The 21,709-nt window shown below is 53.7% G+C and carries 19 protein-coding genes; 12 read left to right on the forward strand and 7 right to left on the reverse strand.

Annotated elements, in window-relative coordinates:
• The first annotated feature begins 1 nt into the window (after position 1).
• The 10 genes from TMES_RS09465 (at position 2) to rfbC (ending at position 11,966) form a co-directional block, all read left to right on the forward strand.
• Positions 2-877 carry a hypothetical protein gene (locus tag TMES_RS09465; protein WP_245835313.1) on the forward strand — a complete coding sequence of 292 codons (876 nt, stop codon included), beginning with the start codon at positions 2-4 and terminating at the stop codon, positions 875-877.
• Positions 878-887: 10 nt separating this feature from the next.
• Entirely contained in the window at positions 888-1,817 is a 930-nt protein-coding gene (gene rfbD, locus TMES_RS09470) for a dTDP-4-dehydrorhamnose reductase (protein ID WP_085581806.1), read from the forward strand.
• Entirely contained in the window at positions 1,814-2,797 is a 984-nt protein-coding gene (gene rfbA, locus TMES_RS09475; protein WP_085581808.1) for a glucose-1-phosphate thymidylyltransferase RfbA, read from the forward strand. The genes rfbD and rfbA overlap by 4 nt, the downstream gene beginning before the upstream one ends.
• Positions 2,790-4,982: a hypothetical protein gene (locus TMES_RS09480; RefSeq protein ID WP_085581810.1), complete on the forward strand. Its 2,193-nt coding sequence runs from the start codon at positions 2,790-2,792 to the stop codon at positions 4,980-4,982. The genes rfbA and TMES_RS09480 overlap by 8 nt, the downstream gene beginning before the upstream one ends.
• Positions 4,969-6,294 carry a glycosyltransferase family 4 protein gene (locus TMES_RS09485; RefSeq protein WP_085581812.1) on the forward strand — a complete coding sequence of 442 codons (1,326 nt, stop codon included), beginning with the start codon at positions 4,969-4,971 and terminating at the stop codon, positions 6,292-6,294. Before TMES_RS09480 ends, TMES_RS09485 begins: the two co-directional genes overlap by 14 nt.
• Before the next feature lie 111 nt (positions 6,295-6,405).
• A complete protein-coding gene (locus TMES_RS09490; RefSeq protein ID WP_085581814.1) occupies positions 6,406-7,593 on the forward strand; it encodes a polysaccharide pyruvyl transferase family protein in 1,188 nt (395 codons plus the stop codon).
• Between the two features lie 101 nt (positions 7,594-7,694).
• Entirely contained in the window at positions 7,695-8,690 is a 996-nt protein-coding gene (gene galE, locus TMES_RS09495; protein ID WP_085581816.1) for a UDP-glucose 4-epimerase GalE, read from the forward strand.
• A gap of 113 nt (positions 8,691-8,803) precedes the next feature.
• Positions 8,804-10,012: a polysaccharide pyruvyl transferase family protein gene (locus tag TMES_RS09500; RefSeq protein WP_245835314.1), complete on the forward strand. Its 1,209-nt coding sequence runs from the start codon at positions 8,804-8,806 to the stop codon at positions 10,010-10,012.
• Positions 10,013-10,098: 86 nt separating this feature from the next.
• A complete protein-coding gene (locus TMES_RS09505) occupies positions 10,099-11,292 on the forward strand; it encodes a hypothetical protein (RefSeq protein ID WP_085581818.1) in 1,194 nt (397 codons plus the stop codon).
• 23 nt (positions 11,293-11,315) lie between these two features.
• A complete protein-coding gene (rfbC, locus tag TMES_RS09510) occupies positions 11,316-11,966 on the forward strand; it encodes a dTDP-4-dehydrorhamnose 3,5-epimerase (protein ID WP_085581820.1) in 651 nt (216 codons plus the stop codon).
• A gap of 75 nt (positions 11,967-12,041) precedes the next feature.
• On the opposite strand, the gene TMES_RS09515 is transcribed toward rfbC, so the two are convergent.
• The 5 genes from TMES_RS09515 to proV form a co-directional block, all read right to left on the reverse strand.
• Positions 12,042-13,073 (reverse strand): quaternary amine ABC transporter ATP-binding protein, encoded by a 1,032-nt coding sequence (locus TMES_RS09515; protein ID WP_085581821.1) that lies wholly within the window; start codon positions 13,071-13,073, stop codon positions 12,042-12,044.
• On the reverse strand, positions 13,070-13,942 hold the full coding sequence (locus TMES_RS09520; RefSeq protein WP_085581823.1) for an ABC transporter permease: 873 nt from the start codon (positions 13,940-13,942) through the stop codon (positions 13,070-13,072). Before TMES_RS09520 ends, TMES_RS09515 begins: the two co-directional genes overlap by 4 nt.
• Positions 13,943-14,293: 351 nt before the next feature.
• Positions 14,294-15,310: a glycine betaine/L-proline ABC transporter substrate-binding protein ProX gene (proX, locus tag TMES_RS09525; protein WP_085581825.1), complete on the reverse strand. Its 1,017-nt coding sequence runs from the start codon at positions 15,308-15,310 to the stop codon at positions 14,294-14,296.
• 62 nt (positions 15,311-15,372) lie between these two features.
• Positions 15,373-16,503, reverse strand: coding sequence for a glycine betaine/L-proline ABC transporter permease ProW (gene proW, locus TMES_RS09530; RefSeq protein WP_085581827.1), 1,131 nt, complete (start codon positions 16,501-16,503; stop codon positions 15,373-15,375).
• The gene (proV, locus tag TMES_RS09535) at positions 16,496-17,701 is read right to left on the reverse strand and encodes a glycine betaine/L-proline ABC transporter ATP-binding protein ProV (RefSeq protein ID WP_085581829.1); all 1,206 of its coding nucleotides are present in this window, start codon (positions 17,699-17,701) and stop codon (positions 16,496-16,498) included. Before proV ends, proW begins: the two co-directional genes overlap by 8 nt.
• A gap of 227 nt (positions 17,702-17,928) precedes the next feature.
• Here proV and TMES_RS09540 point away from each other — a divergent pair, with 227 nt between their 5' ends.
• Positions 17,929-18,432, forward strand: a complete 504-nt coding sequence (locus tag TMES_RS09540) for a MarR family winged helix-turn-helix transcriptional regulator (protein ID WP_085581831.1) — start codon at positions 17,929-17,931, stop codon at positions 18,430-18,432.
• Positions 18,433-18,579: 147 nt separating this feature from the next.
• Here the strand turns inward: TMES_RS09540 and TMES_RS09545 are convergent, their stop codons facing one another.
• Positions 18,580-19,620, reverse strand: a complete 1,041-nt coding sequence (locus TMES_RS09545; protein WP_085581833.1) for an ABC transporter substrate-binding protein — start codon at positions 19,618-19,620, stop codon at positions 18,580-18,582.
• Positions 19,621-19,972: 352 nt separating this feature from the next.
• On the opposite strand from TMES_RS09545, the gene TMES_RS09550 reads away from it, so the two are divergent.
• Positions 19,973-20,803 carry a 3'-5' exonuclease gene (locus TMES_RS09550; RefSeq protein WP_085581834.1) on the forward strand — a complete coding sequence of 277 codons (831 nt, stop codon included), beginning with the start codon at positions 19,973-19,975 and terminating at the stop codon, positions 20,801-20,803.
• 86 nt (positions 20,804-20,889) lie between these two features.
• Here the strand turns inward: TMES_RS09550 and TMES_RS09555 are convergent, their stop codons facing one another.
• On the reverse strand, positions 20,890-21,480 hold the full coding sequence (locus TMES_RS09555) for an RBBP9/YdeN family alpha/beta hydrolase (RefSeq protein ID WP_085581835.1): 591 nt from the start codon (positions 21,478-21,480) through the stop codon (positions 20,890-20,892).
• Positions 21,481-21,709: the final 229 nt, after the last annotated feature.

Here is a 21,709-nt window from a genome sequence, read left to right on the forward strand (position 1 = left end):
CATGGCAGTTGCACAGGAAAAGACCAAGGATACGACCCCGCTCGCAAATGCTGCGCAGGCAAAAGCAGCGCAGCCCGCCGCGCCGGGGCAAACCGGGCAAGTCGCCAGCGCGCAGGCAGCACAAGCCGCTGCGCAGCGCGGTTCGCAGGCCGCAAAAAGTGTTCAAAAGGCCGATGGGCCGCCGGTGCTTGAGGGCAATGTCGATGCCATCGACCGTGACCGTTTGTTTGGCTGGGTCTGGTGCCCGCAACATCCCGATGCGCAGATAGACCTTATTGTGCGCATGAACGGGCATACCCTGATTAAAATCAAGGCGGACCGCGAGCGGATTGACTTGCGTCGTAACGGCATTGGCAATGGCAAACATGCCTTTGAAATTGAGCTGCCCGAAGCCGCCCTTGCCGCGGTTGACAGTTTAAGTGTGGTTGCGATCATGCCCGAAAGCGGGGCCGAAACCCCGTTGCGTATTCCCTCGCAAACCGAACAGGCCGCGCATTCGGCGATGAATGCGCCGCTTGGCAAAATTCTGGATCGGTTGGACCGGTTGTTGGCCGCCCAGCATATTTTGCAGAACGGTCAGCGCGAAGCAGCCAAACGACTGATTGATTCGTCCAAACGCATGGACGAACTGTCGTCGGCTGATGACGGTATCGAAGCCGGGGTCAAACTGGTGCGCAATGGCCAGGAAGAACTGGCCAGCCGGGTTGAACAGCTGGAAGTTTTTCTGGTGCGATTTGATAAATCGCTGGGCGGGTTTGACGAACGCCTTGTGGTGTTAAGTGAACGTCACCGCAACGACCTTAAAACACCGCTGTTGTTGCTGGCCGTGCTGGTGGGGCTTGTCGGTGGTTTGTCGCTTGGCGCAATTGTTTGGTGAGGTCGGCGTTATGAATACAGACCCGTTTATGCCCCTGTATGACCTTCCCGAACGACAATATGTGCTGTTGTTAGGTGCGGGTGGCCAATTGGGGCAGGAATGCGCCGCACAATTGGCAAAGCAAGGCATTTCGCTGTTCGCACCGCCCCGCCATGATCTTGATCTGGTCGATCTGTCGCCACTATTGCAGGCGATTAAGGTACATCCCCCGGCGGTGCTGATAAATGCAGCGGCATTTACCGATGTCGACGGGGCGGAAACCCTTCGGACAGAGGCACGCCAGATCAATGCGGATGTGCCGGGCCTTTTGGCCGAAGTCGCGGCTGACATGGGTGTACGCCTTATCCATGTATCAACCGATTTTGTTTTTTCGGGCGAGGGGACATCTCCCTATTTCGAAAGCGACAAAACCGGCCCGGTCAACTGGTACGGCGCAACAAAACGGGCAGGGGAACGTGCAGTGCGAATGTCGGCCCCTGAAACAGTGATTTTGAGAACAGCCTGGCTACATGGCCGTCATCGCCGCTGTTTTGTTCATGCCATGGCCGACAAACTGGCACGCGGCGAACAAATTTCGGCGGTCAATGACCGGTTTGGGTCGCCCACATCGGCAACAATGCTGGCAGGGCATATTGCGCGGATTTGTTCGCGCATTGTGCAGGGTGACACGGTGGAAGCCGGGATTTTTCATTGTGCCGGTGTTGGTGCCGCCAGCCCGTTTGATATGGCAAGCGAAATTGCCCGTTATCTGGGTGTGGACGAAAAACTGATTACGCCGGTTTCGGCGGCAAACCGCAACGAAATTGCCGCCCGCCCGAATTTTGCCGTGCTTGATTGCAGCAAGATCGCCCGCCATTTGTGGCTGCCTTGTCAGCCCTGGCAGGACGGTATCCGTCAAACATTGACACATTCCGGCATTCCAGAAGGGAAAATCGCATGAAAGGCATTATTTTGGCCGGAGGTACCGGCAGTCGGCTATGGCCGATTACCCATGCGACCAGCAAACAATTGCTGCCCGTTTGGGACAAACCAATGATTTTTTACCCGCTAAGCACGCTGATGCTGGCCGGTATTCGCGATATTCTGATTGTGACCGCCAAAGGCCAGACTGAAGCCTTCATGTCGCTTTTGGGGGATGGCAGCCAGTTTGGCATCGAAATTTCCTATGCCGAACAGGCAAAGCCCAATGGCATTGCCGAAGCCTTGCTGATCGGCCGGGAATTTCTGGCGGGCGATTCCTGCGCGCTGATCCTGGGCGATAATCTGTTTCACGGGGATAACCTTGGTGCGCGATTGCAAGCAGCAGCCAACCGTCATGATGGGGCAACGGTATTCGTTCATGCCGTGCGAGACCCGGAACGGTATGGCGTTATGGCTTTTGATGCTGAAGGGAACCCCCTTGACATCATCGAAAAACCAACGCATCCGCCGTCAAATCTGGCAGTCACCGGACTTTATTTTTTTGATGCAACGGCACCCGACCGTGCAAAGGCCTTGCACCCGTCGCATCGGGGCGAGCTGGAAATTACCGACCTTAACCGCGCCTATCTGGAAGACGGCAAACTGAATGTCGAAATGCTGGGGCGCGGCTGTGCCTGGCTTGATACCGGAACCCCTGCCAGCCTGCTTCAGGCCGCGCAGTTTGTATGTTCGGTGGAAGAACGCCAGGGCCTTAAAATTGGCAGCCCTGAAGAAACGGCATGGCGTCTTGGCTGGATCAATCGCGGCGATATGACGCGCAGTGCCGGGTTTTCGGCCAACAGCGAATATGGCCGGTATCTTGATGACATGGCCCACACCGACGACCGCAATGGCGTGGGTGTTGATGTGGACGGGCTAGGGGCGTTCGGTTTTGTTACCGCACGCGAAAAACAAGCATTTTACAGTTCATCAAACAACAGGAGAGCAGGGCATGAGTGAGCCTTCAGGCCTGCCATTGGACGGCGCAACCGTAATGGCCACGCTGGTAGACGAAGGACTGGCCCTGATGGCCGGGGTGGGCAGTGCCATGCCTGCCACGATTGATGTGTATTTAAACGGGTCGCCTGAGGCAAAGGTTCAGGCATCCATGATCAGCTGGCGTCGTAACGATAGTTCGGCCGACTCAGCGTTTGGTTTTATTGCCCTGTTACCCCTTAAAAATGTTAGTGGCGGCCGATTGAAAAAGGTGGTGTTTCGCCGCCCCGGTCACCCGGCCGAGTATGCCATTGAAAGCCGCGGGCAGGGGCTGGAGGCTATTTTATCGGCTGTCGCCGACCAGTCGGGATCCAGTTTTGCCGGTGTGATGGATGGCGTAATCGAGGCCTTGCTGGCAGGTAAAACCAACAGGAAACGGTTGCGCACAGTTGCAGCACTGGTGCGTATTGCGGCAAAAAGTAACGGTTTTGTCGAAGTTCTGGGCGGCCTTGAAGAAAACGAACTTTATATTCAGGGGTGGTCCAGCAATTTCCCCCATGGTCGTACCCGCGTTATTGCCATTGAAGACGGGCCGGTCCTTGCCGAATTGACCAGTGCCGAATTTCAACGGGATGACCTAGGTGAAGATGCCACCGGCGTTGTCGGGTTGCTTGCAACCGAACGGGTTGTGAAGCCGGAAAAACTGCAACGGGTCTATTTTCGCGGCCGCGATGGCTGGTTTGGTATCGAAGTTTACCAGCAACGTGTTCTGGTGGCCCCGCGCGATGTGCCGGCCCATATCCGGTCGGTTCTGGGGCGGGTTAAAGCACCTGATAACATTCGTGAACAGATGCAACTGGCCGCCCACCGGTTTGATGGCCGTGATACGGTTTCCGATCTTGAACGCCCGATACGGGTCGGCATTGATTTTGCCCTGGTGATTGAAGGCAGTGGGGTTCTGGTTTCGGGCTGGATGCTGGACCCGGATCGCGGGGTGAACGAAATTAGCCTGCGGGTCGGTCAGGATAGCATTCGTATCGATGATGCCTGGACACGGCAAACGCGCCCGGATGTTACCGAAGCCTTTTTAAATGATCCGATGTTTGCGGGTATGAATTCGGCCCGTAACAGCCACGGTTTTCTGGTGTTTTGTCCCCTTTCGGAAACACCGGCATCTGATCAGCCGATATATCTGGAATTTGATATTACCGACAGTTTCCCGGCTTACTGCCCGCTTAATCCAACACGCGCATCGGCACGGCAGGCCCTGTCACGGGTGTTGCCGTCGCTTGACCCGCGTTCCGTTACGGCATCTAGCAGCATTGAACGCCAATTTGGCCCGATGTTGCAAAATATGACGGCACAAAGCCCCTTTGCGATTGATGTACATGATATTGGCAAGTTTGATGAAAACGCGCCGGTTACCCTGATCGTTGGTGCGGATGACACAATCGGCGACATGGGTGTAACCATTGCCCTGTTGGGGCTGGATCCTGAAACCCGGAAATTACCCATCGTTATCGCCGGTCCGGCCGAAAGTTTTGACCAGGTTGGCAGCGACATGCTGCGTCTGGCGGCTTTTTACAAACTGAATGTACGATTTGTTTTTGCCGAAGGCGTCGAGGATTTTTGCGATGCGCTGGAAGTCGGCGTGAAAGCAACAAAATCCGAAGCGGTCTGTCTGATGTCGGTCCATGTTTTACCGCGTGAGAAAGGCTGGTTTGGTCCGCTTTTAAATGCGTATCGCAAGCGTGGCAGCAAGGGGGCCGTGTGCCCGACCATCCTGTTTGAAGATGATTCCGTGCGCTGGGCCGGCACCTGGATCGAAGAAGGGCCGGAAGGAAAATATCTGGCGGATCGTTTTGTTGGCTATCCCCGTGCTGTTCTGACCGATGCCGAGCCCTGCGAAGTCAGTGCCGGGACGGTCGAATGCTGCATTCTGCCGCGCTCGGCATTTCTGGATGTTAAGGGGTTTACCCGCGGTTATATCGGCCCGTCCGAAAAGGGGTTGGATATTGCGCTTAAATTGCGCATGGCCGGGACGTCATCCTACTGGCTACCGGAAGTCGAAGTATTGGGCAGTGAACAATCCATAACGTCCACGCCCGCCTGGGAGGAACTCTCGCATCGTTTGGACCGCTGGGCGTTTGATCGCCGTTGGTCTTTGGTCGTTTCAAATTTGCGGAGCCACAATCATGCCGTCGACTGATTTGCGTGTGCTGGTCATCTCCCATGGTCACCCCAGCCTGTCGTTGGGCGGGGCCGAGGTCGGGTCTTATAACCTGCATAAGGGATTAAACGAACTCGACGGTGTCGAGAGCTTTTATCTGGCCCGTGTGGGCCACCCGGTGCCGCGCCACGGGGCATCGGCCCTGATGAGCCTGCGCCAGAAAGACAATGAAATTCTGTATCACGCGGAAAATTACGATCATTTTCTGCTATCAAACCGCAGCACCAACGAAATCGACCGTGATTTGCTGCGTTTTGTAAAAGACTACAACCCCGATGTGGTGCATTTCCACCATGTGTTGGGTTTGGGCATGGAAACCATCTATGCGGTGCGTGAAGCGCTGCCCGATGCGGCCATATTCTTTACATTCCACGAATTTTTAACCATGTGCCACAATCACGGACAAATGGTTAAAAGTGGCGGGCAAAAACTGTGTAACCGGGCCAGCCCGATTGAATGCAATGGCTGTTTCCCCGGTATATCGCCGGCATCATTCCTGCGCCGCGAACGGTTTATCAAATCGATGCTGGATCTGGCCGATCATTATGTGTCGCCCAGCCAGTTTCTGGCCGACCGGTTTATCGACTGGGGTCTTGATGCCGACAAAATGTCGGTGATTGAAAATGGCCTTGATATTGAAAAAAAGGCCACCATTCGCCCGCTGACCAAGGCGCAGCCGCGCCGTTCGCGCTTTGCCTTTTTTGGCCAGTTGACGATGTTCAAGGGGGCCGATGTGCTGCTTGATGCGGTGGGGCGTGTGCCAGAATCCATCTGGGGAGATGACGCCCGCCTGATGATCTTTGGTGGCAACCTTGACCGGCAACCCCTTGAATATCAGGAAAAAGTCAAAGACCTGATTGAGAAGGCCGGCGAACGGGTTCGCTTTTATGGCGCGTATCAAAACACCGAAATGCCGCGCCTGATGGAAATGGCCGACTGGACCATTATTCCCTCCACCTGGTGGGAAAACTCGCCCATCGTTATTCAGGAAGCCTTCTTTCATGGGCGCCCCATGATCGCCAGTAACATTGGCGGCATGGCCGAAAAAATTGAAGACGGGGTTAATGGCGTACATTTCCGCGTTGGCAGTGCCGAAGATCTGGCGGACCGCCTGATTGAATGCCTGACCGACAAAACATTGTGGGACCGGATGCATGACGGAATTCGTCGCGCACCGACCTATATCGACTGCGCAAAACAGCATCTTGCGCAGTATCGGGGGGTTCTTGAAAACCGCCCGTCCGTTGCTGCATCCAATGTGGCTCCGCAACAATCCGTGGTCGGGGCGTGATGGCATGTGTCACCCCTTGAAGCGGCCGGAACGTTAACCACGCCATAGAGCGAACAGGTTGCCGGTGAGGGTAAAATCAACACCGGTCCATCAACTGCAAGGAGAAATACCATGGCGCGCGTCCTCGTAATGATTCCCTCGGGCGAAGTCTACGACCATGATTGTGTCCGCTGGTACAATTACCGTGATGTTCAAAAAAGCATCGACCACTATCACAATATCGGTGATGCCTTTGTGTTCGATTCATCGCTGAAGCTGATGAATTTTGACAAGCTGGGTGTGTTGCCGATTGCCGATCCGAAGATGGAAGACATCGACCGCCTGCGCGAAGAATATGATTATGTTTTTCTGCGCGGATCGAACTATATCCATTCGCATATGGACTGGCGCAATACCATTGCCGTGCTTAAACGCCTGAAATTGCCAGTTCTTGGCTTTGGCATTGGCGCGCAGGCCCCGGTCAAGGGCAAGCTGGAACTTTCAGAGCAAACCAAAACCGTGCTGCACATGATGGCGGATTCAACCACATCCATCGGTGTGCGCGGGGCCTATACCGCGCAGGTTTTGTGGGACATTGGCATCACCAATGTGCGCATTATCGGGTGTCCGACAGCGTTTCGGGCCAATAATCCGAACATGCGCATTCAGTTGCCAGAGCTTGATAGCGTTCACAATGTTGGCGTCACCCTGCGCCGTGAAGTTTCCCCGGCTTATGCCCAGGATATCAAACGGTATCTGACCTTCCATCGCGATCTGGTCAAGGAACTTGCCAACCGGTTTGATGTAACCCTGATGGCGCAGGGCGAACCCGAAGAAAAGAAACTGGTCTTTGGCACCGATGCCCAGAAACAGGAAGCTATGCAGGCCCTTAAAGACAATGACTGGGTCAAGAACTGGTATCTTGATGACACGATGGAAAAGCTGTATCGCGAAAAGCTGTTTTATTCCGATGTGGTGTCCGATTACGAAGATCTGGTTCGGACCAAGGATTGCGTGCTGGGCTATCGGTTGCACGGCAACTTGATGGCGCTGTCCAACGGTGTGCCGTCGGTTTATTTCACCTATGACAGCCGCACCGTCGAATTTGCCGAAACCTATCAGATCCCCAGCTATGACGTGTTCTCGCAAAAGGACTTCGTGCTGGAAGATTACTGGGACCAGTCCCTGTTTGACAAATTCAACCGCGCCTGGTTCCAGACCTATCGTGAAATGCAGTTGTTCCTGAGTGAAAACAATATCGATCACAAGATGGTTGATGTTATGAATTCTCAGGGTCAGGTGCAGCGAAAAGTTGCGTAGATTTGTTGGCATTGTCGTCGTTCGGGCGACAATGCCTCCTTCCGGATAAGGATCAATCGCAGGGTTGAGACGGAAAAATCTGCATTTTAGGAGTAAACAAGATGATAGTACTGGTTACCGGCGGCGCCGGTTATATCGGCAGCCACGCAGCGTTGGCCTTGCTTGATGCGGGCAGAAAAGTTGTGGTTCTGGACAATTTGTCACAAGGGTATCGTTGGGCCGTTCCTGAAAATGCAATATTCGTTGAAGGGGATTGCGGCGATATTGATCTGGTAAACCGAATTATTCGGGAACACAGCATTACCGCGATCATGCACTTTGCCGGATCGATCATTGTTCCTGAATCTGTGATGTATCCACTCGATTATTACTATAACAACACTGTCAACTCGCGGGCCTTGGCACAGGCTGCCGTGGATTCCGGTGTAAAACATTTCATCTTTTCATCAACGGCTGGCGTTTACGGCGAGCCTGAAAAGACACCTATCCTGGAAGATTTTCCGTCCAAGCCGATATCGCCTTACGGCACGTCAAAGATGATGACGGAAAAAATGCTGCAGGATTCAACTGTTGCCTATGATTTGAACTATGTCGCGCTGCGCTATTTTAATGTCGCAGGTGCCGATCCGTCCGGGCGCGCCGGGCAAACATCGCGCAAGGCAACGCATCTGATTAAAATTGCCAGTCAGGCCGCAAGCGGCAGCCGCAGCCATTTGGACGTTTTTGGCGATGATTACCCCACCCATGACGGGACCTGTATTCGCGATTATATCCATGTCAGCGACCTTGCCGATGCCCATGTCCTGGCGTTGAAATATCTTGAAGATGGCGGCGAAAGCGATGTCATGAACTGTGGGTATGGTTCCGGCTTTTCCGTCTACGAGGTGATTAATGCGGTCAAACGTGTTTCGGGTACCGATTTTCCCGTTAAATTGGCAGAACGCCGCCTCGGCGACCCGGCGGCATTGATTGCCGGGGCGGATCGTATTCGCGCGAAACTGGGCTGGTCGCCCAAATATGACAATCTTGACGTGATTGTTGAACATGCCCTGGCATGGGAAGAAAGCCTTAAACAGCGCGAAACCACGGCGGCCTAAGGCACGGTGCCAACCGGCAACACCATAGTTAAATACAGAACATAGCGACACGAGCAACCGCAGAAACGCTGCTAAAAAACAAGCGGCGATCTGCGAAACCGCAGGAGTTCTAAATGACTAGCCAGACCATTTCGGGGTCGGCCAGAAGGCCACGCATTGGCGTTTTGATGCCCGCCGGCAAGGTTGTAAAAGGCAAGGGCGTTGTCACCCATACCTTTGGGTCGCCCCAACGTGCAACCGAACTGTTTACCAATATCGGCGACTGTTTTGTCTATGACAGTTCGCTGCGTATTCTTGATTATGCCGAGCTTTACCCGATTTACGGCCAAAGCAGTGGCGGCCTGAGTGAAGAGCAGATCGAGAAAATCAATACGCTTGATTACATCTTTTTGCGTGGATCGAACTATATCAATACCAACGGCCAGTGGGATGAAATTACCAGTGTGCTGGAAAAAACCAAAGTGCCGGTCATGGCATTTGGTATTGGTGTGCAGGTGCCTGACAATTCCGATGAATATGTCAATGATTCCACCAAACGCTTTTTGCAACTGATTGCAGATCGGTCAAAAACCGTTGGGGTGCGCGGGGCATTATCGCGCAAGGCCCTTAATTCAATCGGTATTAAAAATGTGCGGATTTTTGGCTGCCCGACGGCCTTTCGTCATTGCAAGCCGGAACTGAAGTTTCCGCGCTTGAAAGCCGATGAAATTAAAAATCTGGGTTTTACCCTGCGCCGCAAAACCCACGGCTTTGCCATGTTGCAGCGTTACATGTTGCGCACTTTGTCCGAAAAATACCGCACCGAAATTTTGTGTGCTGGCGAGCTTGAAGAAAAAGCCATTTTCTATGCCCGCAGCAATCTGGTGGAAAACCCCAAACAGGTGATGGAAAAAGCCGTTAACAGCCTGATCAAGGAAAAATGGTTGTATGGCGAAAATGATCCGTTGCTGGATCTGTATCGGTCATCGCTAAGTGTTTTTGAAACCGTTAGCGATTTTGAAGCCGCCGAATGCCGACAGGATGCCGTCACCGGATTCCGCCTGCATGGCAATTTGCTGGCGTTGGCCAACGAGGTGCCCGCCCTTTACATCACCTACGATACCCGCACCCGCGAATTCGTTAAAACATTGGGTATTCCCCATGTTGACGGGCGATATATCGACCGGTTTTCGTTCGAGGAAGCCTGGGACAATGCCGATTTTGGCACGTTTGAGAAGACCTACGCCGAACGGTTCAAGGATTTGCAAAAATTCCTTGATGAGAACGGCATGGCGCACCGTCTGGGCCAGAACCCGACCCCAAACCTGAGCAAGGCGGCGTGACCATGACGACGGGATGTGCAGGGTTCCCTCCATGCCCTGTACATCCCGGACTTTTTTCCATCCCGAATATGTTGCGGATATAAACAGTGCATAGAAACGCAATCATCGGATTTTTGGGCAGTGCCGTTCTTGCGGTGGCAGCGGCGTGGGTTGTTCAATCCCACGGGGCGCAGGCCCTTGATGTGCGCTTGGCAGGCAACGAGAGTGTGCTGTTTGATACCGCCGTTAATGCCTGTGATGACTCCCATTTGCCCGATGCCCCGGCGCGTGCTTTTCGCGACGGGCAGGGACGCATGGTGTTGTTTGCCCCTAATTTTCGCAATCGCGCCTTTGTCGGCCAAAATCTGGAAACCCTTCACAAGGATTGCAATAGCCGGTTTAAAGCCGCCGGAAAGGCCGACCCCGGAATGCTGGATGATCGCACCTGGTTGCACGCGATTTATACCGATGACGGCGAAACCGTTTATGCGCTGGGCAGTGCCAGTTTTATGCCCTATCGCCACGATATGCCGTGCAAGGGGGCGAAAAAACGCACCGATTGCTGGATCAACGGGCTGGTAACGTTAAAATCCACCGATGGCGGGCAGCATTTTACCTATCAGGCAAAACCGCCGCATCATGCGCCGTTTCCGCCACCAATGACGTATCGCGATGACCGTAAACGCGCACCAAGCTATGTGACAGCCACCAACATTGTGCGCTGGAAGGGTTATCTTTATTCTATTGTCTGGCGGCGTGGCGTGGACTGGAAATCATCGCGCAATTGTTTGGCCCGTGCCAATGCCGATGACCCGTCGCGCTGGCAAATATGGGACGGCAAAAAGTTTGTCGATGCCGCGCGCTTAACGCCCGATAAGGGCTGGCAGGTATATCAGACCAATTGTGCCCGTGTTGGCCCTTACGGTTTAACATCCATTCGCGGCATTGTCCGCCACGAGGCCAGCAACACCTTTATTGCCGTTTACAAACACCGCCGTCGGCACAAGGACGGCACAAGCGAACACGGCATTTATTATTCGACATCGAAAGACATGATCAAATGGTCGATGCCCAAAATGTTGCTGGCTGCCGACCTTAAACCCGATGCCGGGCCGGGTGATGCGTTTGTTGCCTATCCATCGATCATTGATGAAGACAGCAAGGACCGCATTTTTGGCACGGTGGATGGGCAGGCAAGCCTGCTTTACGTCAAACTGGTGCCGGTCAAACACAATGGAAAATGGGCAATGACGCGCAAATTGATGCGCCAGCCGATAAGTTTTAACAGCGACGAAAAATAGACCCCAAATCAAGGATGCGTACCATGCAATTTGACCGATTTGACATTGAGGGACCGTTGCTTTTTGTACCCAACCAGCATCGTGACCCGCGCGGCACCTTTGCCGAAACCTTCCGTGAAGACGAATTTGCCGCCGCCATTGGCGATGCCAGTTTGGTGCAGGAAAACCAGTCGGTTAGCGCACCGGTCAACACCATTCGCGGCTTGCATTTTCAGGTTAATCCACACGCGCAGGGCAAACTGGTGCGCGTTACCCACGGGGCAATCCTTGACGTTGCTGTTGATATCCGGCCCGACAGCCCAACCTTTGGCAAACATATCCGGATCGAGCTTTCAGACCAGAACTGGTACCAATTATGGGTGCCGCCGGGCTTTGCCCATGGTTTTCGCACCCTGGTGCCCGATACCACGGTTGTTTACAAAGTCAGCGATTATTACAGCCCCGACCATGACCGCGGCATTGCCTGGAACGACCCGGATCTGGCAATTGACTGGCAGTTGGGCCGCATGGTGCCGGTAATTTCGGAAAAGGATGAAAACCATCCGTCTTTTGCTAACTGGAAAGATAAAACCGAAAGCCGGGGATTTATGATGGATGAAGTCGCCATTCCCCAGCATCAGCACCATGCCGCGATACGCGATGTGTGGGACTATCAGCCGTTACAGGCTTCCTGAGACTTGAACCAAAAACGACAGGGCGTGCCGGTGGCATTGCCCTGTCGTTTTGTATCTGCGTTTGCCGCACCAAAATCAGGCGGCAAGGGCGGCGATAACCTGATCCTTGCTAAGCGTGCCAATTTTCTGATGATCGTGATCAATCACGCTGATGCCATAAGGGCAGGCAATGGCGATGGGCAAAATATCCTCAAGGCGCATATTTGAATCTATTTCGGGCCAGCCCGTGGTATTGGCTGTCGTCACATCGTCACTTGCCCCTGTTGGCCGCATCAGGGTTTTGGCCCGCAATACCTTCGATCGGTTCACATCGCGGGTAAAGGCACGGACATAATCGTCGGCCGGGTTCATCACAATTTCTTCCGGCCGGCCTACCTGTATCAATGCACCATCCTTTAAAATGGCAATTCGGTCGCCCAGTTTCAGGGCCTCGTCCAGATCATGGGTGATGAAAATGATGGTCTTGTGAAGCTCGCTTTGCAGCTTCATCAATTCATCCTGCATGTCGCTTCTGATCAAAGGGTCTAATGCTGAAAACGCTTCGTCCATCAGTAAAACTTCAGGGTCGGTGGTAAGCGCGCGGGCAAGGCCAACGCGCTGCTGCATCCCGCCCGAAAGCTGATCGGGGAAGCTGTCTTCATATCCGGCCAGTCCCACCCGTTCGATCCAGGTGCGCGCCGATTTTAACCGTTCGGCTTTGTCGGTTCTTTGAATTTCCAGCCCATAGGCAACATTGTCGATCACACTTCGGTGCGGCAACAGGCCAAAACGTTGAAACACCATGCCCAGTTTGGCGCGGCGAAATGCATTTAGCCGCGCCGTGGTCATCTGCAAAATGTTTTCCCCGCCAAACAGAATTTCCCCTGCCGTTGGGTCAATCAAACGGTTGAGATGGCGGATTAGCGTGGATTTGCCCGAACCCGATAACCCCATCACAACAAATGTTTCGCCCTGTTCAATTGACAGCGACACGTTTTGCAAACCCACCGTATGGCCGGTTTTGGCAAGGATATTGTCCTTGTTTTCGCCATTTTGAGCCATTTTCAGGGCTTTTTTGGGGTGGGGGCCGAAAATTTTATAGATGTTTTTAATTTCGATATAGCTCATGCCCCGTCTCCTGCCCCGGTGGTGCTGCTGCGCTGGGACCGTTTGCCATAGGATTGACCAATGCGGTCAAACACCACGGCCAGCAAAACAATGGCAATGCCCGCCTCAACCCCTTGGCCAACGTCCAGGCGCTGAATGCCGGTTAACACCTGTTCGCCAAGGCCGCGCGCCCCGATCATGGAAGCAATCACCACCATCGAGATTGACATCATCGTGGTCTGGTTAATGCCCGCCATGATGTTGGGCAGGGCCAGCGGCAATTGCACCCCCCACAAAATTTGCGCCCGGCTGGCCCCAAACGACCGCGATGCTTCCAGCACTTCTTTATCAACCAGCCGAATACCCAGATCGGTCAGACGGATAACCGGCGGGGCGGCATAAATAACCGTTGCCAGAATGGCCGGTACCTTGCCCAGACCGAATAACATCAAGGCCGGGATCAGATAAACAAAACTGGGCATGGTCTGCATCATGTCAAGGATCGGCACCATCACGGCGCGCAACTTGTTTGACATGGCCATGCCAATACCGACGGGAATACCAATAATAACCGAAAGCCCGGTGGCAATGATCATAAGGGCGAGGGTTTGCATGGCCTTGTCCCACAGGCCCAGCATGCCAATGGCAACCATGGCAAGGGACAGACCCAGCATGGTTTTCCAGCTTCGACTGGCATGAAAAGCAATGGCGGCAATGACGACAATCACCAGCCACCACGGCGTTGCACGCAATAAATGCTCCAGCCAGACCAGAACGGTCAGCAAGGCATCGGCAAAGGCTTCAAAGGCATCGCCGTAATTGACGACCAGCCAGTCGACTAGGGCATTTACCGATTTTCCAAGGGGGATATTCAGCTTGTCAGGAAACATTTACCTGTTTTCCGTTTTTTGATGGCAAGGCTTGGCATGAATCCTAACAATAACGGCCCCATAACTCACCCCTTAATCGTCGGTGCTGCGTCAGGAGCTGTCAGGAGAGCCATGATAAACGCCGGGGCAGGGGGAAAAGTTCCGCAATTTTGCATTGATACGTTCGCGGTGTGCCCGCCAAAACGAGGGCACCTGCAAATAATTTTAAAAGCACTGATCCGTTTTACAAACCGGCGCGCATGCCCTGTTCAAATCCGATCCGAGCAAACAAAACAGCCCGCAGGAGCAAACCTGCGGGCTGTTTTTAGAATGTCGGCGATCAGATATTTATCTGACGGGGCGGTTGCGGAATTATTTGGCCGCAGCGCGGGCTTCTTTAAGCCAGCCGTCAAATTTGCTCTGATTGGCTTTGATCCACGCATCGGCGTGACGGCCAATGTCTTCAGCCGATTTTTCCCCGTTACGCATCAGGGTGTTTTCAGCGCTGATGTCGTTGGACGAAATCTGCATGATGGCGAACAGCTTGGCGGCTGCCGGGTTTTCATCGGCCCATTTCTTGTTGGCAATGATCCGCTGGTTGTTCACCTGGAAACCATAGTTGCTGCCATCGGGAAGGGCGGTGTCGGCATCTTTGTTTTCACCCGGAAGCGATGAGAACGGAACCTGAAGCCATACGGTGTCCTTACCCGGGACAAGTACGCCCGAAACCCAATACGGGGTCCAGGTGTAATACAGGATCGGTTCGCCCTGTTTGTAACGGGTGATGGTGTCGGCGATGATGGCAGAATAGGAACCCTGATTATGGGTGACCGTATCGCGCAGACCATAGGCATCAAGATGATGTTCGATCACTTTTTCACAACCCCAACCCGGGTTGCAACCGGCCAGATCGGCCTTGCCATCGCCATTGACGTCAAAAATCTTGGCGATTTTCGGGTCTTTAAGCTGCTCGATATTGGTGATGTTGTATTTTTCCGCGGTTTTTTTGTCGATCAGGTAACCCTGAAGCGCACCGGGGGAATACACACCTTCGCGATAGATTTTGTCAGCACCGCCGGCATTTTTATAGAAATCCGCGTGCAACGGATCCCAGTAATCAGCCATGAAAGTACCATCGCCATTGGCAATGGCAACAATGCCGGTGGCATATTCGATTTCCTGGATGTCTTTGACATTATAGCCAAGTTCTTCCAGGGCCTTCATCACGATATCGGTCTGAAAGGTTTCTTCCGCGATCGAGCTTTTGAGCGGCTGGACGTCAACACCTTCGCCCGGCTTCATCGTGTCGGCAAAGGCAGTGCTTGCGAGCAACATGCTGCTGGTGACAGCAATGGCTGCCCCGGCGGTGAGTTTTTTCAGGATGGTCATTGGCTTCTCCTTGTTATGTGGTTTGGGCCGTTGATTCAGCCTTTATTGCAACCGCGTCGCGGTTATTTCTTGCCCGTAAGGGAACGAACCAGGCCAACCGGACCGGTTTCATACCAGTGACGGGAGCCTTTGCTGCGCATGTCCTGGCCAAGCGCCTGGGTCATGCGGTCCAATACAATTGCGAGTAAAACAATGCCGATGCCGCCCACGGTCGCCAGCCCCATATCGAGGCGGCCAATCCCGCGCAGCACCATTTGCCCAAGCCCGCCAACCGCAATCATGGATGCAATCACAACCATCGACAGGGCCAGCATCAATGTCTGGTTAACGCCCGCCATGATGGTCGGCATTGCCAGTGGTAACTGCACACGAAACAAAAGCTGTTTCGGGCTGGCGCCAAACGAACGGGCGGCTTCCACCAGATCGGCGGGGACCTGACGAATGCCAAGAATGGTCAGGCGGATCAGCGGGGGCAGGGCGAAAATAATGGTCACAACCACGCCCGGTACATTCCCAATCCCGAATAACATCACAATTGGCACCAGATAGACAAATGCCGGTGTGGTTTGCATGGCATCAAGGATCGGGCGGGTAATACGCGATGCTTTTTCATTGCGCGCCAGCCAGATGCCGGTGGGCAACCCAATGATCACGCAAAACAGAACCGAGGTAATCACCAGTGCCAGCGTGATCATGGCTTCGGACCATGCGCCGATCAGACCAATGGCAACCAGCGACAGGAACGTGCCAATGGCCAGCTTGCGCCCGGCAACCTGCCATGCCAGCAATGCCATGATGACAATCACGATCAGGGCTGGTGTGGCCTGCAACCCGGTTTGAACACCGGTGAGCACCGCATCAATCGGCCAGCGAACGGCCTGAAAAAAGCTGCGGAAGTTATTTACAACCCAGTCCAGACCATTATTGACCCAGATATCCACCGGGAAGGCGGCATCGTGAAACGGATGGATGATGCTAAAATGATGTTCCGGGGCCGGGGCGGCGTTTGACAGCCAGTCACCGGCGGTATCGGAAACGCCACTGCCCGCAGACGCATCGGGTGTGCCCCACGGATTGGCAGCTGCAGAGGATGCGGCATCGCCGCCACTTGCCGCAGCATCACCGGTGCTGGTCGCACTGTCGGCGGTACCGGATTGCGCACCGCTTGCCCACGGATTACTGTTATCAGCCATTGGTCAAATCTCCTTCCGGGTCCAGCGTTGCCAGCAATTTGGCCTTTTTGATCACGCCGGTATATTTTCCGGTTTCGGTCACAATGGGCACCCCGCACGGGGCATGGGCAACTGTTCCGATCAACTCGGAAAGCTGGGTATCTTCGCTTACGGCTGTAATATTTGGCAGGAACGCTGCCGAAAGTTTGTCGGCCCCGGCCTTGATCGCGCGTTCAACGCTTTCTTGCGAAATCACACCATGAAATTCCATGTTCTGGCCCACGATATAGCCAAATTCACGATCCTCGGTTTCAAGGCGGCGCTGGGCGGTTTTAAGGCCGATGCCTTCGCGCTCGATCACGGTGGTTTCGCGTTTCGACACAATATCCTTGGCCGACAGAATGGTGGAAACATCCACTCCGCGGAAAAACGATTTAACGTAGTCGTTGGCGGGGTTGTTGAGAATTTCTTCGGGTGTGCCCACCTGAACCACAATGCCGCCTTCCATGATCGCAATGCGATCACCGATGCGCATGGCTTCGTCGAGATCGTGCGAGATGAAAATGATCGTGCGTTTGTGTTCGCGCTGCAAAATTAGCAGTTCATCCTGCATTTCGGCGCGAATAAGCGGATCAAGGGCGGAAAAGGCTTCGTCCATCAACATCACAGACGGGTCATTGGCCAGCGCACGGGCCAGACCAACGCGCTGTTGCATGCCGCCGGAAAGTTCATCGGGGTATGAACTGGCCTGTGCGTGCAGCCCAACCTGTTCAAGGGCATTCAGCGCCCGGCGCTGGCGTTCTTCAAGGTCAACACCGGCCAGCTCAAGGCCAAAGGCCGCATTGTCGACAACCGATAAATGCGGCATCAGGGCAAAGGACTGAAACACCATCGACATATCGCGGCGGCGCAAATTCATCAGTTCCTGTGCGTTCATTGCGGCAATGTCGACACCATTATACAGGACCTGGCCTGCAGTGGGTTCGATCAGCCGGTTCAACAATCGCACCAGGGTGGATTTGCCAGAACCCGACAGCCCCATGACAACAAAAATTTCACCTTCACGGACCGTAAAGTTTGCACCGCAAACGCCCACGGTCTGGCCGGTTTTTTCGAAAATCTCGGCTTTGTCGATTCCGTCACGCACCATTTTCATGGCTTGGTCCGGCTGGTCGCCAAAGACTTTATAGAGGTCTTTTACAACAATTTTATCGGTCATGGTCCCTTGTCGGTTTTTTGACGAACCGCATCAAGCCGCCCTGTTTTGAACGGGCAGTTCTTGCTGTTCGTTTTGTGGTTGGCTGACCTTTAGTGTCGTGGCCAGTGCGATCACTTCCCCAAGCATCGTCACATAATCTTGCCAAGATAGTTACAATTCAAAACATTTGATGTCAAATGAATTTTGGGCTAGGTTGGCGACGGTTTTACGGATTGGGAAACGGCCAAATGACGTCTGAAGTACAAAAAAGGCGCGATTCTCTTGATGTGCTGGTGGCGTTACGCCAAATCATTCGCGCATCGGACTTGCATTCAAAACAGGTGATGAAGGTTTGTGGCCTAACCGTGCCGCAGCTGGTGGTTTTGCTTGCGATCGAGGAGCTGGGCGAGGTGACCGTCAAGGAAATTTCGCGTCATGTTTCGTTAAGTCAGGCGACGGTGACAACAATCCTGAACCGGTTAGAGGAGCGCGACTTTGTGCGCCGCACCCGCAACACCACCGACAAGCGCGTGGTCAATAGCTGTTTGACCCAAAAGGGCATGGACATGATTTGCAACACGCCGCCCTTGCTTGACGACGATTTTATGGACCGTTTTGAAGAATTAAAAGAAAACGAACGCGGACGTATCGTTACATCCCTAAAGAAAATTGCCATGCTGATGGAGGGAGGCGACGTTGATCCGCGCCCGCCAACCCGGCGCGGGCAGAGGCCTTCAACGGCATCGTCCTAGCGGAAATATCCTTTAGCCGTTTATCTGTCGCATTTCGTTTTGCGCACCATGTGCGGTTTACCTGTTTGATCATCACATAAAAAAGGGGCAGCCTGTGACTGCCCCGATTGTAATGATTAAGGGCCAAAATGGCCGGGCCGGTATAAATTACAGGCTGTCTTTTACCCGTGCAGCAACATCTTCTGGCACCCATTTGGTCCAGACATCCTGCTTTTCTTTCAGGAAATGCTTTGCTGCTCCTTCGGGTTTTTCCCCTTCATCCTGCATATAGGCCAGCATTTCCGAAACCAGCGCGCTGCTGGTATGATAATGCGACAGGAACTCGGTCAGTTTCGGGGCCGATTTCATGAAACCGGTATTCACCCCCACCGTGACGGTACTTTGCGGATAGGCCGTTGCCTTGCTGGTATCGCTGCCATCTTTCAGCTTGTCGAAAATTTCCTTGTTATAGGCAGGTTCTTCCAGTTTTACGCTGTCATACAGGCCCATAACCCAGGTGGGACCCCAATAATAAAACAGGATCGGCTGGGCGCGTTTATTGGCCGATGCAATGGCGGCAGACAGGGCCGCACCGGTGCCGGGGCGGAAATTGGTATAGCTGTCATCAAGGCCATAGGCCTTTAACTTGTTGCTATTGACCTTTTCACAAACCCAGCCTGACGGGCAGTTATAAAAACGGCCTTTGCCGGGTTCTTCGGCATCTTCAAACAGTTTGGTATATTTGGGCAGGTCCGATACCGATTTAAGGTCCGGCGCCATCGGTTCGATCCCGCGTTCCTTGTCGCCCTTGATGACAAAGCTGGGCACGAACCAGCCTTCAACCGCGTCGTCAAAATTAACGCCAACCTGTTTAACGGTGCCTGCGGCCTCGGCCTTTTTCCAGGCATCGGCAACATTGTCGCGCCAGATTTCCATCACAACATCAATGTCACCTTTGCCCGCCCCGGTCAGAAGCGGGATGGTGTCGCCGGGCAGGGCATCGGTTTGGCAGCCGTAACCCTTTTCAATGATGTAGCGGGCAACAGCGTTGTGAAACAGCGCGCTGTCATAATTAAGCCCGGCAAACATCACCGGGCGGTCAATTTCACACGAGGCGTCGGCGGCGTGGGCCGGGGACGCATTAAGTTGAAACGAAAGGCCGAGGCCAATGGCCATCAGCGCTGCGGCTCCGGCGGGCAGGAATTTCATCTTTTTTGTTCCTTCGACGTCGTCAACAGTCCGAAAGCGCATCATGTGCATTCCGACATCTTACGATACGAACCAGATTGGTTTTTGTTCCGTCCCGGTTTCGTGGCTTGGTCGAAATGCAGTCTGATACAGTCATGGCAAAAGTTTAGCCGCCCTGTCTGGCATTGCGCAACCTTTGATCGGGTATAAAGTGACAGGATGTGTCAGGAGGTTGCGCCTGTGTGAAATTACCATCACGTCTTTGGACGGGAACATGCCGTGTTGTGATCAATCCTGTTAAACCGGTTCGGATCGGGTATATGGTGGCGCGACCACACCCCGTTTGCCAATTTTGATAGACCGGATCCGCCCCATGCATGACAGCCTGTTTGTTTTTGATATTGAAACTGTGCCCGATATTGACGTTTTGCCGCAATTAACCGGTGAAACAGCGCCAGACCCGGAGACGGGCCGGCAAATGCTGGAGCAATATCATCTTGATATCACAAGCGGGCGCAACGGGTTTGCGCGCCAACCCTTTCACAAGGTTGTTGCGATCAGCTTTTTGCGCGCCACCATTCAGCGCGATGGGAATGTTGAAACCTATCAAATCGAGGAATTACGTTCCGGCGGGGATTTGACCAGCGAGGAAAAAGACTTGGTTGCAGGGTTCTTTTCGTATTGCGGCAAGTTACATCCGCGATTGGTCAGTTTTAACGGGCGCGGGTTTGATTTGCCGGTTTTGAAATACCGGGCGATGAAACATGGTGTGTCGGCGCGCTGGTTACATCAGGCGGCCAATAAATGGGAAAATTACACATCGCGCTATGCGCCCAACTGGCATTGTGATCTGGCCGAGGTGTTATCTGATTACGGCGCATCGGCGCGCACCAAAATGAACGAAGTTTGTGCCGCGCTGGATTTACCGGGCAAAACCGGGGTGAATGGCAGCAAGGTGGCCGACATGTATGATGCCGGCGAAATAGACGGCATTCGCCGTTATTGCGAAACCGATGTGCTCAACACCTATTTGCTGTATTTGCGTTATGTGCTCCATACCGGGCTGTCGGACCATGATGGATATAACCATGCCATTAACCTGACCGTGGCGTGGCTCGAAGAACGCGCCGGCGATGTTCCCGCCTATGCCGAATTTCTCGAAGCATGGCGCACATCAAGTGCGGGATCGTTTAACGTATTATAAGCCCGGTACCGCACCAATTTCGCGGATGGTTCTATGGCGGATATTTCCCAGATACGGGTGACGTGCCAAGAATTAATCAGCTAATTCTATATGCTGTTGCGGGCGGCAAGAATGGCGTCGCGCACCTGTGGAAACGTATTAAAACCTGTTTCGCTGTTAAGGTGGCCGCCACCTTGCATAACCTCAAGCGGGCTTTCCAACCGGTCGGCGATTTCTTGTGAGCGCGACAGGGGAACATAAGGGTCGTCATCCCCCGCCCAGCACTGGCTGGTGCGTCCTTTGCGCGCAGCAATCCCCGCCCAGTCAAACGGTTCGTCAAAGAATGACTGGTTTATCGGGTCGTAATCGGGAAGGCCAAGAGCGCCGACAAAGGGCGAGGCCAGAAAAAGGCCTGCAACGGGCTCGGATGATCTTTCAACCAATCGCAACGCCAATGCACAGCCAAGGCTGTGTCCCACAAGGATCGTGGGGGCCAAGGGCAATGACGTTACTGCAAGATCATAGGCATTAAGCCATGCTTGCAAAGACTGACCGTGCGGGGTTGGAAACCGGGGGCGCAGAACGTCGATGCCTGCCGCACCTAGTTCGTTATCAAGCCAGGGAAACCAGTTTGTATCGGGCCCGCCATGTGCGCCGTGCAGCACAATAGCCCGCAAACCTGTTTGTTTGTTTCCCATTTGGCATGGTCCTTTTTGATCGATGGTTGATTATTTTACAGCTTGTTGTGCATCGCCATATGCGGCGGCAGGACTGAATATGTTTTAAAATACCCGGTAATATCAGGTTTTAACACCGTTTTTTGGGGTCAAAGCATTATCAGGGAATAGGTGGCGTTAGGGTGCATTGACAACAATAAAGTGATCGGTGTGATTGTGCCTTGCCAATCGGGATGTTGAAACGGTAATT

The organism is Thalassospira mesophila (assembly GCF_002115755.1).
GTDB lineage: Bacteria > Pseudomonadota > Alphaproteobacteria > Rhodospirillales > Thalassospiraceae > Thalassospira > Thalassospira mesophila.

Coding starts and splice junctions, on each gene's coding strand:
- TMES_RS09465 (WP_245835313.1), top strand. CDS start 2: ATGGCAGTTGCACAGGAAAAGACCAAGGATACGACCCCGCTCGCAAAT.
- rfbD (WP_085581806.1), top strand. CDS start 888: ATGAATACAGACCCGTTTATGCCCCTGTATGACCTTCCCGAACGACAA.
- rfbA (WP_085581808.1), top strand. CDS start 1,814: ATGAAAGGCATTATTTTGGCCGGAGGTACCGGCAGTCGGCTATGGCCG.
- TMES_RS09480 (WP_085581810.1), top strand. CDS start 2,790: ATGAGTGAGCCTTCAGGCCTGCCATTGGACGGCGCAACCGTAATGGCC.
- TMES_RS09485 (WP_085581812.1), top strand. CDS start 4,969: ATGCCGTCGACTGATTTGCGTGTGCTGGTCATCTCCCATGGTCACCCC.
- TMES_RS09490 (WP_085581814.1), top strand. CDS start 6,406: ATGGCGCGCGTCCTCGTAATGATTCCCTCGGGCGAAGTCTACGACCAT.
- galE (WP_085581816.1), top strand. CDS start 7,695: ATGATAGTACTGGTTACCGGCGGCGCCGGTTATATCGGCAGCCACGCA.
- TMES_RS09500 (WP_245835314.1), top strand. CDS start 8,804: ATGACTAGCCAGACCATTTCGGGGTCGGCCAGAAGGCCACGCATTGGC.
- rfbC (WP_085581820.1), top strand. CDS start 11,316: ATGCAATTTGACCGATTTGACATTGAGGGACCGTTGCTTTTTGTACCC.
- TMES_RS09515 (WP_085581821.1), bottom strand. CDS start 13,073: ATGAGCTATATCGAAATTAAAAACATCTATAAAATTTTCGGCCCCCAC.
- TMES_RS09520 (WP_085581823.1), bottom strand. CDS start 13,942: ATGTTTCCTGACAAGCTGAATATCCCCCTTGGAAAATCGGTAAATGCC.
- proX (WP_085581825.1), bottom strand. CDS start 15,310: ATGACCATCCTGAAAAAACTCACCGCCGGGGCAGCCATTGCTGTCACC.
- proW (WP_085581827.1), bottom strand. CDS start 16,503: ATGGCTGATAACAGTAATCCGTGGGCAAGCGGTGCGCAATCCGGTACC.
- proV (WP_085581829.1), bottom strand. CDS start 17,701: ATGACCGATAAAATTGTTGTAAAAGACCTCTATAAAGTCTTTGGCGAC.
- TMES_RS09540 (WP_085581831.1), top strand. CDS start 17,929: ATGACGTCTGAAGTACAAAAAAGGCGCGATTCTCTTGATGTGCTGGTG.
- TMES_RS09545 (WP_085581833.1), bottom strand. CDS start 19,620: ATGAAATTCCTGCCCGCCGGAGCCGCAGCGCTGATGGCCATTGGCCTC.
- TMES_RS09550 (WP_085581834.1), top strand. CDS start 19,973: ATGCATGACAGCCTGTTTGTTTTTGATATTGAAACTGTGCCCGATATT.
- TMES_RS09555 (WP_085581835.1), bottom strand. CDS start 21,480: ATGGGAAACAAACAAACAGGTTTGCGGGCTATTGTGCTGCACGGCGCA.